Annotated in this window: 9 protein-coding genes; all 9 read right to left on the bottom strand. The window is 50.7% G+C overall.

What is annotated here, in order from left to right; genetic code table 11:
* Positions 1 to 65: 65 nt before the first annotated feature.
* The 9 genes from HPL003_RS19075 to HPL003_RS19035 all read right to left on the bottom strand — a co-directional run bounded on the left by HPL003_RS19075 (position 66) and on the right by HPL003_RS19035 (position 13038).
* On the bottom strand, positions 66 to 1157 hold the full coding sequence (locus HPL003_RS19075) for a FecCD family ABC transporter permease (RefSeq protein WP_014281368.1): 1092 nt from the start codon (positions 1155 to 1157) through the stop codon (positions 66 to 68).
* On the bottom strand, positions 1154 to 2158 hold the full coding sequence (locus HPL003_RS19070) for a FecCD family ABC transporter permease (RefSeq protein ID WP_043922445.1): 1005 nt from the start codon (positions 2156 to 2158) through the stop codon (positions 1154 to 1156). Before HPL003_RS19070 ends, HPL003_RS19075 begins: the two co-directional genes overlap by 4 nt.
* A gap of 111 nt (positions 2159 to 2269) precedes the next feature.
* Positions 2270 to 3274 (bottom strand): ABC transporter substrate-binding protein, encoded by a 1005-nt coding sequence (locus tag HPL003_RS19065; protein ID WP_014281366.1) that lies wholly within the window; start codon positions 3272 to 3274, stop codon positions 2270 to 2272.
* 97 nt (positions 3275 to 3371) lie between these two features.
* Positions 3372 to 4988 carry a helix-turn-helix domain-containing protein gene (locus tag HPL003_RS19060; RefSeq protein WP_014281365.1) on the bottom strand — a complete coding sequence of 539 codons (1617 nt, stop codon included), beginning with the start codon at positions 4986 to 4988 and terminating at the stop codon, positions 3372 to 3374.
* A 106-nt stretch (positions 4989 to 5094) separates the two neighbouring features.
* Positions 5095 to 7140, bottom strand: coding sequence for an IucA/IucC family protein (locus HPL003_RS19055; protein ID WP_014281364.1), 2046 nt, complete (start codon positions 7138 to 7140; stop codon positions 5095 to 5097).
* A 44-nt stretch (positions 7141 to 7184) separates the two neighbouring features.
* Entirely contained in the window at positions 7185 to 8417 is a 1233-nt protein-coding gene (locus HPL003_RS19050) for a type III PLP-dependent enzyme (RefSeq protein ID WP_014281363.1), read from the bottom strand.
* A gap of 24 nt (positions 8418 to 8441) precedes the next feature.
* Positions 8442 to 9203 carry an HpcH/HpaI aldolase family protein gene (locus tag HPL003_RS19045; protein WP_014281362.1) on the bottom strand — a complete coding sequence of 254 codons (762 nt, stop codon included), beginning with the start codon at positions 9201 to 9203 and terminating at the stop codon, positions 8442 to 8444.
* A complete protein-coding gene (locus tag HPL003_RS19040) occupies positions 9197 to 11086 on the bottom strand; it encodes an IucA/IucC family protein (RefSeq protein WP_014281361.1) in 1890 nt (629 codons plus the stop codon). The genes HPL003_RS19045 and HPL003_RS19040 overlap by 7 nt, the downstream gene beginning before the upstream one ends.
* A complete protein-coding gene (locus tag HPL003_RS19035) occupies positions 11077 to 13038 on the bottom strand; it encodes an IucA/IucC family protein (RefSeq protein WP_014281360.1) in 1962 nt (653 codons plus the stop codon). Before HPL003_RS19035 ends, HPL003_RS19040 begins: the two co-directional genes overlap by 10 nt.
* Positions 13039 to 13053 lie beyond the last annotated feature (15 nt).

Here is a 13053-nt window from a genome sequence, read left to right as displayed (position 1 = left end):
GATCTTGTATATTCCATTAAAAAAGAAAAGCACCCATAAGTGTTCAAAAAAATTCCAGCTCGGCTTTAATGCCGATTTCGACGCTGGAGTAGCAAATACAGGAAAAATGGTGCGCCCACCCCTGCTGTAAAAATGCCTGCGGGAATATCAATCGGATAAAAAGCCGTACGGGCCAGCAAGTCGGCGAGATACACCAGCAATCCCCCTACCAGCGCCGACACCAGCGTCAGGCTACCCATAGAGCGGCCTACCAATCTACGCGCAATATGCGGCGCAATTAAACCCACAAAACCAATCGCTCCCGCAACTGCTACGGCAGTTCCAGCAAGAATCACACTGAGCAGCAGCAACATCACACGATGCCGCTGCACCTCCACTCCCAAGCCGGTAGCCACATCATCCCCCAGCTCCTGTGTGTTGAGGCTGCGTGAAAAATAAAGAACCAAAGGTGTGCAGATCACAATAGCGATCAGCATCGTATTTACGTTATTCCACGATGCTCCATACACGCTGCCCGTCAGCCAAATATAAGCCTTGCCGGCTGTAAAGGACGAGCTCATGACCAGCATCAGCGTCGTAATCGAGCTCATAGCAGAAGCCAAACCAATCCCCACCAGCACCAGTCGGATTGGTGTCACACCATCCTTCCAAGCCAATATATATACAAGCAGCGATACGACCAGCGCTCCAGCGACAGCCGCCACAGGTAGCCATTGAATGCTCAAAACAGCTCCCCCGTAAGCAATGAACGTAACTGCCGCTACGGATGCTCCGCCTGTAATCCCAAGAATATCCGGGGATGCCAACGGATTGCGGATAATACCCTGAAGCACCGCTCCCGCGATGCCCAGAGCCGCCCCGACCAGCACTCCCGTAAGCGCTCGCGGAAACCGCAGCCTGTACAAAATAAAATCAAAATCGCCTGAGCCACGCCCCCATATCGCTCGAAGCACTTCCCAAGGGTGCACATACGTATCTCCCCAGCCTACACTAATCACGCCAATGATCAGTAGCGCCGAGGCCAGTCCATACATCATCCATAGTGCTTTCTTTCCCAGCTGGATATGAAACCTGCCGCTCCTGCTGCGCAGCGTCACATAACGCTTCGCATGTATGCCGTCTCTTCCAGTCCCATGCTTCAAATTCACACGCTTCATTTCCACGCCACCCCTTTACGGGCAATGTAGACGAAAAAGGGAACCCCGATCAAAGCTGTAATGACGCCAATCGGAATTTCCTGCGGCGAAATCAGTACTCTGGCTGCGGTATCCGCCGACACCAATAGCAAAGCACCCAGTACCGCCGAAAAAGGGGTAATCCAGCGGTAATCCGCACCAACCAAAGCACGCGCCAACTGCGGAATGATCAGACCGACAAAGCCAATCGCCCCCGCGATAGCAACAGAGCATCCAGCCAGCACCACAATAATCAGGCCCATCGCGCATTTTACCCATAAGATATTTTGCCCCAAGCCCTTCGCTACATCTTCCCCGGTCACGAGCAGATTCACCGCTCTACCCATAAACATCGCCGAGATCCCAGCCACTAGCATAAAAGGAAATAATGGCTGTAGCATCTCCAGCGAACGTCCGCTGACAGAGCCTGCCATCCAGAACAACACATTTTGCATCCCCGTTTCATTCATCACCAAAATAATCTGGATCATCGACATAAACAAAGCGTGAATGGCAGAGCCGGACAATACAATCTTGACTGGCGTCAGACCATCCCTGCCTAATGATCCGATGACGTACACCAGAACAGCCGCCAGTCCTGCGCCGATCAAGGCAAAACCCATCAGAGACATCATGGACTCGACCGAAAACGCGACCGCTGCGATAGAGACGAAGAACAAAGCACCCGCATTGATACCGAACGTACTGGGCGAAGCCAACGGGTTGCGAGTAAGTGCCTGCATGAAGGCTCCTGCCATCGCCAAGCTCGCGCCTACAACAGCAGCAATGACCGTGCGCGGCAAACGTTCGGTATGTATCAGCACATGCTCTACATTTTGAGCATCATAATGAAATAAGGAAGAAATCATAAAATTTGGATTAATTAGTGTTCTACCCATCAGTAGGCCAAGAGATAAAGCTCCTGTCAACAAAATCAGGCATACACCAAGTCCAGTCCATTTTCTTAAATTTGTCGTTAGCATCGTTGCATAGCCTCACTCTTCCAATAGCCTGGTACAACATAAAAGAAGGATGAGAGATATAACCCCTCACCCCTCTGCTATATTTCCGTTGTTCTTATTGTCATGGTAGGTTTATGATTTCAGATCATACATTTTATAAAGATCATCCAGCATCCGATTCGCGCTCAGATAACCTCCAGCCAAATTCCAGTTCACTTCGTCGACCTTAAAAATGCTATTTTTCTTGTATGCATCAAGGTTTTTCCATAGAGGATGACGGGTCCAGGCTTCAACATTTTTTTCAATCGCTGCCTGATCCTTACCAGAGTTAAATACGAACAATGTATCTGCATTCATATCGGGTATGCTTTCCTTGCTGTTGACTTTAACTCCCCACTGATCCCCTTCTTGTGCAGGAGGGCGGGTGAAGCCTAACTCCTTCAGAATTTTCCCGGCATAGCCCATATAATAAATACGTGCATGGTCCGCGCGGAAATTAACAATGGAGGCCTTGATCGGCAGGCGGTCACCCATTTTCGTCCTGAAATCCGCTACACGCCGATCCCAATCCGCCAGCAATTGTGTTCCTTTGTCCTCCTGATTCAACACTTGTCCGATCAGTTTTACGGTTTCTTTCCACTCATATACTTCATTGACGGCCACGGTAGGCGCAATTTCCGATAATTGCTGGTACGTCGCCTCGTTACGGAAGCGGGTTGCAATGATGACATCCGGTTTCAGGTTATAAATCTCCTCCAGGCTCGGCTGTGTTTCCAATCCGACCGTAGGAATCCCTGCGAGATCCTTTTTTAAATAGTCATACACGGGCTCCGTTCCATGAGACTCCACAATCCCCACAGGCTTTATACCATAGGCGATCATAACATCGTTGGCTCCGTTATATAGCGTTACAACCCGCTTGGGTGTCCCCTTAATCTCGGTTTTCCCCAACACATGCTCAATGGTACGCACCGAATCGGTTGAAGCCGCTCCCTGTGTATCCGTCGTTCCTTTATCCGTTCCAGTCGCTCCACCGGAATCCGCACTCTTACCCGCGCCTCCAGTGCCACAGCCTGATAAAAGCAGCAATACAACTATGAGCGCAATCCATATACTCCCCTTGCCTGATGCTTGCATTTCTCTATTCCCCCTATTTAGATCGCCAATAATGATATTGATTCTCATTATTAATTATAGGGAGGGGGGCTATGATGAACATGGACGTTAGCGTCCTTTATTTGGACGAATCAGACAATAACAACGTTACCGTTTTGTCCAATAACAGGTCGTGGGACAATGAAGTATAGCATGTATACAGGTGCCGACTATCGCACATATGGTGTACGGCCCCATTCCGCACCGCCTTTAGTTTCTGCCATTCAGGGGAGCGCCACAGTGCCAGACATTCTTGCTGAATCGTTTGTTCTTCACAGGCATTTCCATAGTGGCGGAAACACGTCAGTATGATGCGATCCGCATCATATGCAGCCAGATCGTCCACCGTCACCTCACGGTAATGGACAATATCCTCCACTCCCGCGGGCATAGCCAGCTTTAAATCCCCGTATAGCACCGTTCCCACATTCCGCTGTCCATACACACACATTTTCTGATTCCCCACTCCGACGATTAGCACAGCCTCCCCGCCGAGCTTTTGCCTGAGCTTTCGAGAAATTGTCGCAGCCTTCGTTTCATACCGTTCCAGCCATTCCACCGCTTCCGCATCCTTGCCGACAATACGGGCAATCGACTGAAAATGAGTGCGCCAGTTTTGAAAAAAAGGCACGGTGACGGTGGGCGCAATCTGCTCGTACATTTTTTCCTTTTTCGACTTCTCAAAATCCCTAAATTCACAGGTTAAAATCAGATCAGGCCGGGCTGACATCAGCTTCTCCAGATCGGGCTGAACCTCACCTACCGAAATGGTATTGCGGAAGCCTTCGGTGACAGGATAAGCCTTGTTGATGACCGCCGCATACGGCTCAATGCCCAGTGCAACCAAATGTCCAGTTAACAGATGCTTGAGCGAAGCGATTTTATCCGAATAACGGATTGTATTCACGTAGGCTGAGGGGGAGCGTCCTGTCGCGGCTTTAAATTTGCGGCTAAAATAGAACTCATCGCTAAAACCGGCACCGTGAGCAATAGATCGGAAGGAATCACGGGTAAGCACCAGCGCCTGCTTCGCATGATTGATACGAATGTCCGTCAAATATTCCATCGGGCTTTTGCCAATCAATTTTTTGAACATACGCGAATAATAATCAGCACTCATCCCTGCCAGCTCCGCCAGCTTGTCCCGCGTAATATCAGAAGCATAGTGTTGCTCCATATAATGGAGGGTCAGAGTCACCGCCTGCTGCACATCGGGCTTCTGATCACGGCTCGTTTGCTGAAACAAGGACAATAGCATTTCCTGAAATACAATGTTGGCCTTCATTTGGTCCCACACACTATTACAATGATGCTTCCTCTTGATTTCCTCGACCATATCCATCACAAAACGAAAGTGGGAAATGATCCATTCATGCGGTCCAATCGCTGGTGCGGGTATGTAACGGTCCGGCTCCCCGGACGGCTGTAATGCAAGAAAACGGATAATGTAATAATCCGCCGGAGCACCGGACAACATATGGAGCTTCATGACTGCGCCGGGAGCGAGCATAAAGCCCTTTTGACGGTAAAGAGGATACGTCATTCCATCAATGACTATATCCCCTTCGCCTTCATTGAATAATAACAAGGTATGAAAAGAAGTTTCTTGCCGGGAGGAAGAGCGACCAGAGCACACATGCTGAATATCTTGCAGTTTATAAAGAAATGAAATAAAGGATTGATCTTGTGTATTCATGGCTCCCAGCCTTTCTATATATCGATAATGATTCTCGATTCTATGAGAACTCTTTTCATTATATATAGACTGGGTCGGATTTTGCAAAATGGAATTGCGCTCAAGCTTATAAATGATGAAACGGGTTCTGTATACGGCTTTGACCAGATGGCATGCTGCCGGGTACGCCGGACTGCTCCAGCAAAGGTTTAACCAGTAGCTTGAGCGGCCAGTCCGGCTTTTCAAATAAAATATGCTCGATTTCCTGACGAACGGCAGCCTTGAAAGGCACACGTTGGATCGCTTCCTCCAATTGACGCCTTAATACAGACCATAAAGTGGACTCGTCTATTCCATAAACATCGGAAAGAGTATCTATAATGGCGTACAGATTGACTTGAATGCCAAGGGTTTGCAGGTAGAACAGCAATTTCTTCGGTGTTTCATTATATAGGCTGTTGGAATAGCCAGGCCGGATTTGGTATTCAGGATCGGCTATTCCCTGCTCTGTCAGCCAGGGCAGATGCAGACGCACCGAGTCATGGTCACGCAGCAAAATGCGCTCGATCTTTCCATTTTTCCAAACCAGCACACAGTTTTGTCCATGGATTTCAGGCATGAGCCCGATCCGATACAAGCGCAGCATGATTTCAAAAAATGTCGAGCACACTTCACCGAACAGTTGTTTTACCGATTCTGCCGTGTCCAAAAGCCCGCGCTCAGCCACCCATTCCCGAAAAAAATGATGCTGGCCTGCGGCCAACGCAGACATGGGAATAAGGCGAACAGCAGGATCATGGATCAATTCGTGCGGATAAATCCGCGCCATCGCTGCCAGGTGTCGGGGTGGATCATCATACAAGCTGCCATTTTCCGGCATATAGGCCCACCAGGAGCCTTCATCGCATAAAAATAAGCGTTCTTGAAGCTGCGGGTCACGGGTCTTGGCTTGCTGCAACATGGCTTGTCCGCGATCCCCGTTAATCATCTTTACCGCAGGGAGATAGCGGGATGCTCCCAGCGAAAACACACCCAGCGGCAGCTTCACATAATTGGGTCCGCCATCCTTGGGAGACAGGGAGCGCACAGACGAGGTTGCTTGAAAAGCTCCAGCCTTCACTTCCAGTGGAATCCATACTTTGTCCACCTGCTCGGTATGTAAATGCTGGGGTAGCATATACGTGAGCTGCCACGGATGAACGGGGATTGCAATATAATCCGCAGCTAATCCGCGTTCCTGCATCTCCCGCTCTACTAGCTGACGCTCGGAGATGGACAGAAGAAGGTCGTCCGGCTGCTGCCCCTCGAATGGACGCTGTGTGTCCGATTCGACTGCATCTGCTATTGTTGCTGCTTCTGTGTCCGTAAAATGAGGCCCTTGTGCGATTCCCACTCCGGTCATCACCGCATCCTTTCGGAGCGCCACCCAGCTCAGCGTGATGTCTTGCCCAAATTCAGCGATATATTTACGATAGTCCTCCTCGTTCAAACCCGTTTTGGCCTTGGATGCGGGGTGAAACGGACGATCACGCAACGAAGAATACCGTTCCAGCCGTTGAAAAGCTTCCGAGGGTGATACTCCCAGTATATTTCCATCCATCAACCCACTATCCAGCGACCATGAGGTCTGTTCAATTGTTTGCTCCAGTAGCTGGACAAACCGTCCTACTCCCTCCTGTTGACGGTATTCTTCATCCAGGCATCTCTCAATCACACGCTGCATCAGCGATACGGGGTGAAGCAATTCTGCACCAAACCCACCACCCTCTGACCACCGCCGAATTTCATACACGCCACTCGACTGTAGATAGCGATAGGGTTGAACCACCGCAGCTTGTACGGGAAAAATGAGACTGTGCTGCTGTTCCCGATCCACCCACCAGCGGTAAAGGCTTATAGAACGGCCGTTTGGAGAGGTTTCCCCCTTTGGATCCGCCATAGCTTCAGGATCGGCAAAAGAAAATAGCTCGTCTAATTCAGGATGGACGGTAGTATAGTAGCTTTGCCATTGCGAAATAGACAACAGTTCAACATCGGCATGCTCCCAAAATCCTTCCGCCAGCAATGTATTGATGAGATCCTGCATGACATGGTTTTCAGCCTGTCCTTTCTTCTGCAAAAGCGTTGTTTCTTCGGATGTAAGCACCGGGGTCGTGCTTGTTGTATACTTCATATGGATTCATTCCTCCTTAATGTTAGTGGCGCTATAGGTAACTCTCAATTTCGGTTTATATAGTAAAAATGGGGATGTGGATGGCTGAGAAAATCATGATGGGAAATCGTCCAGCCATAGGCTCCCGCAATATGGAACAGCAGAACATCACCAATTCGCATCTGCTCCACATACACTTCATGGGCCAGCACATCCTTGGGGGTACAAAGCTCACCCGCGATGGTCACCGCTGTTTGTCGCCGCTCTGTGCGCGGAAAAGGATAACGCCAATCGTCAACAGCAACCACCTCAAACGGCTGATTATGCTGCCATGACACCGGCAATCGAAAGTGATGGGTTCCCCCGCGAATAATGGCGTAATGTTGGTCATGATTCGTTTTGAGGTCGATCACCTCTGCCGCATAATACCCGCAGTGCGCCACCATATAGCGCCCGGACTCAAAAATGAGCTGGATGCCAGGAATGCGGTATTCCTCCCACACTTGTTGCAATTCCTCCATAAAATCGTCCCATTCGAACCTGCGCTCCAGATCGGTATACGAAATGCCAAAGCCGCCACCCGCGTTCAGATAGCGGATGGATAGCTCATGCTCCTGAATCCAGCCCTGCACACACTGCAAATACGTAGCGACCATTCGGGCATGCAGCCGAGCATCCAAATTGTTGGACAGGGAATGCATATGGAAGCCCTCCAACTGCACATACGGAAGGCTTTGGAGAAGTCGGATCGCTTCCGGCACCTGAATTTCGTCGATACCAAACTGAGTGGGCCGACCGGACATCGTGATGCTCGCCTCCGGCAAGGTACGCCGCAAATTAATACGCAGTAAAATAGATACACGCTGTTGTCTGTGTTCGGCAATCCAGCCAATACGCTGCAACTCATGCAGACTCTCAGCGTGAATCAGCATCACCTTTCGCTCTAGTGCTTCCTCAATTTCGAAGTCCTTTTTCCCGGGACCTCCAAAAATAATCGGCACGTCGGCTGACACTTCGCGAATGGTCCGAATTTCTCCAATAGATGCAGCTTCAAAGCCCTTTACGATGGGAAGCAGGCTGGCGATCAATTGAGGATCGGGATTAGCCTTGACCGCGTAAAACAAACTGCAATCGTCGGGCAAGCTGCTTACACAACGTTGTACCCGTTCTCTCAGTGCGCCCAGGTCATATATATATGCGCATACCGGCTGCTGCTCTCGCTCCCGTGTTTGCTGGATAAGTTTTTCCACATAAGGAACGATCTGTCCTCCGGATAATGCTGTAACAAGCTGACTCATGTGCTTCCTCCTTTATGTTGAGAGCTACTGTAGGTCAGACCTTCTTTTTTGCAAGGCGCGAAAAGCAATTCCCCGCTCATCACCCAGTACGAAGGCATAAACCCCTTGTTTCACCCATGCACCGTATTCCCCGTCCCTGCGCGGAATGGCACAATACGGAATACCTGCTTCCCGTGAAGCTTCAAAGATCCGCTGTAGTCCCTCCTGCACAATCGTTGCATCGGTCTGCCATGGCACCCCGTACGATTGGGACAAATCCGCTGCTCCTTCCAGCACCATGTCAATGCCCGGTACAGACAAAATATCGGCAACTCGCTCGACACCCAATCCACTCTCAATCATCGGCACCAGCATGATCTGATCATTGGCCTGCTTCATGTAGTCCATCAAACTTCCTTTGCCAAATGCAGCCGGTCTGCCGCTGTTCAGGCTTCGTTTGCCCTCCGGGCTATATTTTGCAGCCTGCACCAGCTTCTCTATCTGCTCTCTGCTTTCCACATGCGGAACAACAATTCCCTGTGCTCCGCTATCCAGCACGCGCAATATTTGCTTGGCATCGACCTCAGGCACACGCACCAAGGGCGTGATTTGTGCGGCTTCCGCAGCGCGGATCATATGCTCCACCGTCTCGGGATTGACCATGACATGCTCCATATCGATGATCACAAAATCATATCCGGCATGTCCGATCATTTCGACCGTAAGCGCCGCCGGAATGGAAGCGATGAGGCCAACTACCTCCTGTCCTTTCCGCAGCTTCTCCTGAAGCCGATTTACAGTCAGCATGTCGGCTCCCGGTACGCATACAGCGGGTTCATTCCCGGTTTGAAATGAAGGTCCTCATCCCCAAGCAGACGCCTTTTCATCAATTCTTCAATCTGTACAGTTGGGGCAAACAAATCAAACAGACGGAATCGCTTTTTATGCTGAGGATGCTGGCGCTGATAATCATGAATGACCTGTGCAGACATCTCCCAAAAACGCTGCTCGGCCAGTTGATAATGTTCGGCCAGGAACATCGCCAGCTCGGCGGCTGCAATAAAGAAAAAAGCATCGTAAGAAAAGTCGCGTACATCGTCCGGGTTACTCGTTTTAATAAACGAATTGCGGTTAATTCGGGCATGACTAGGCGGCTCAGGATGAAGATTGGGACATTTCTCCGGCTCTGTCAGATGCTTCACAGAAAACCGGACACCATCATGAAAATCCTTAAGCGCCACCCGTGTCGGTTGCCCGTTCCGGTGAATCAAAATGATATTCTGTCCGTGGGATTCCATACCGATCCCATGCGCATACAGCATATGAATAATCGGCGATATTGTGGCCTCCAGCACATGCCGGGTCCATTGCTCTACGCCGAATTGCTGTATCCACGGATCGATGAGCGGCACTCCATTTTTTTGCACATAACATAGTCCGTTAAAAGGAATCGCATCCTCATCCGGCTGCAAATAGCCATGGATGCTTTCCCGCCAAACCGTCCCCAGTGAGCCGTAGGTTTTCCCCTGACGGTATTCGGGAAGCTGCTCATAGTCATACGTGATACCCAAAACCTCACGCAACACAAAGAATCCCTGTTGCGCAGCGTATTCATCGTGTTCCAGCAACCCATGCAGCCAGTCCGTTATGAGCGCTCCGTTCAGCACGGTATGCCCAGCCATGATCCGGCTGGTGGAGGTGTTCGTAATGCTGAGCGACAGCTTCACATACGCACGCTCCGGCGTCGTTCGGTTGGACAATGTGCGGATCGACTGCTGCGCCTGATATATATCGCTCGCTTCACCGAGCCACACGATCCGCTGATCCGACAGCTCTTGATGAAACCGGGGTAAAATGACCTGCTGCCATTGCCACGGGTGGACAGGCATGAAGCGATAGGCCTCCGGTTGCTGACCGTAGCTGGTTAACAAGGCTTGGAAGCGTGCGACTTCGCTTTCTCCCAGCTCCTGGCGAATAAATGCTTCATACTCAATCGCCTGCGACTGCCCCTTTCGGCTGTGGCTTTTGGCAATGGCCAGCCACACAGGACGGATCGGCTGCTTGAACTCGGGACCATACAGTTCATTATCTGCCAGCGTAAAGCCGATTCTGGATTTGTAGCACGGATGATAGGGATGACCGTCTCCCAAATTGCCTTCCAGCTCATCATATGGGCGCTGATCATCCACCAGAAAGGGTGCTGTGAAAGAGCTTTGCGCCTGTACATCCTTGAGTAGAGTTTGCTCCAATTCCTCGATGAAGCGCTGGAGTCGTTCACCCTGCTGTGCGGCGCTGAGGACTTCATTTGCAAAATCCGCCAGCGTGGCCGTCGTTTCGCTCCCGTCTGTCCCGACCCGTCTGACAGGCACAGGAACGAGCCGAATGCGCCCAAAGCTGTTCATCCGTTTTCCGACAGAACGGTATTGGACAAGGCGACCTGTAATGTCCTTGCCGGACAATATAAAATGTAGGTCGTCGTTATTCACGGCATCGCTATGCGTGTCATAGGGCAAAATTTCTTCATACAGCAATGCCTGAATCAGCTGCCGGATGATACGCTGCTCCACCTGCGTAAAGGTATCCGAGCGGAGCGCCTGAATAAAGCGTTGAGTGGTCGAGGCGCTGCTGGTGGGAGCTGTAGAAAGGCTGCTTGTGGATAAATTGTGGCCCGAAATATTAGTTACAGACATGAAGTCACCTCACGAAAATGAATTGGATTAGGGATCGGGATAAACGAAGGCGCATCTCCTCTGGATTGAAAGCAGCTTGTAAAATTGGCTTTGGCAGGCAGTGTAGGTGCGGTCAATAAATCTTGGATATAGGCGGCTAGACGGGGGCAAGAACCAGCATCTTGTTTCCGTAATTGCTCCAACACCTTGCGTACCACCTTCCAATACTCCTGCTCACTGTGCTGCTCATGAACCGCAAGGGCATGAATCAAAGCCCCCAAATGGTTAACAAAGAAATAATAACGGGTACGCATCCATGGTTCTTCTGCACCGTACAATACGGAACTGTCCTCAGCAATCAATGAACCGATCCATCCGGCTGCCTTGGCCTGTTCACGCACAATACTTACGCCCTCCAAATCCCGTACATAGTAGCATTCCGGCCATCCGTCCTGTAGGGACAGAAGCGAATTTTGCACATGAGCCTCGAAGGCGATACCTTTCACCGCAAGCAAACGCAGCATGGGCACCATGGATATGTGAAGATACCGCTCCAGCCAAACTAACGGGTCAGGCCGTTCTCCGCTTTTGCCCGAGTCATTGCCCCGAATCACTCCAATAAGCCGCGACTCCTGTTCACCCGGCAACGGCTCCAGCAAGGAAGCCAGTACATAGGTGGATTCAGGGTTCAAATCCATCGGACGATAAAGAACCGTAAACTGGTCAGACAGTTGCTCCAGCTCTTGAACCGTCGCTGTTCCTCGTTCTGTTGCCGCTGGGCTATACTCATGTCCTGCGTCATACTTTGCATCACTCGTGGTGACCTGTGAAAACCCTGCATCCTTAGTAAACTCAGGACTCTCTGTCCGTTTCGCTTCCTCATTCGGCTGGAAGCATACGCGGCTGTATCCCGTTTCTGTCAGCACCTTGAAGGACTCGGATTGGATATGGGACGACCAGTCGGCTGAAAGCTCGTGAATGACCTTCGCAGCATCCAGTGTACGCCGAGCCTGCTCCTGCGTATTATCACGCACAAGATTGGTAATCCGCACATGCAGCGGCAGCTTATAGCCATTTCCGGTTTTCAAATCCCATACTGTTCGTATCGAAGAAGTCGGATAAATAATAGGGCCTAGCGCGCCCAATGGAATCAACACCCGCTGACGTATCAAACTTTGAATGTAGGATTGTCGCAGCACCTGTTCAGCCTGCCATGGATGCATGGGCAAAATGTGATACCGCGCCAGCTCCTCTCCCCATTGACGCCGAGCATGGAGCCGCACAGACGGGTCAATGGCATCCCTTCGGTGCTCTTCACCAATCCATTCCTCCTGCACGTTATCCTCATGAACCGCGAAATAATACAGCGGAAACGCCGCGCCCATCTCGGGACTGTATAGCGGAAGCTCATCATCGGCAAATCCTTCTGTACTTTTCGGAAAAGGATGAAAAGGGTGTCCGATCAGCAAAGACTGCTCCGAACGTACATACGTTAGGCGGGCTTCTGTACCGAAGAGAGACTTTGGCTTGCTCTCGCCTGTGATCTTCATATGGTGATCCATAAAGAGCGTCATTTTGTGCATACTGTTACGAATACGCTGCTTCATCTTTTGCTGCTCTGCTTCCCGTTGCTCGGGCTTGGCGTGATAGCTCATCTCGTCCAGCAGCCTTTGTATAACTCCATCCATCTCCAGGGGCCTGAGAGTCCCGCCTTCTTCTACCTCGTACCAAGCACTCCCATACACATGCTGGCCAGTTGCAGAGAAATGGTGTAGAGTTCCCGTGATTTGCAGCCCGATTTGGGGCAGCAGCACCCTTATTTCCGATGCTTCCGTATTCATTCTCGGGTCAAATTGTTGCGTTTCCCGCAGATAACTGTTGACCAAGGCCCGCAGTGTCGCTTGCTCCGCCCAGATCCTGCTTTTGGACAGCTCTCCAGCGATCGTGGAAATCTCCGTTGATGGTGTCAGCATGTATACTCTTTCTCT

Origin of the sequence: Paenibacillus terrae HPL-003, assembly GCF_000235585.1 — a bacterium.
Classification (GTDB): Bacteria; Bacillota; Bacilli; order Paenibacillales; family Paenibacillaceae; genus Paenibacillus; species Paenibacillus terrae_B.
The sequence above is the reverse complement of the archived record's forward strand: the minus strand, read 5'-3'. Positions and strand labels throughout refer to the sequence as shown.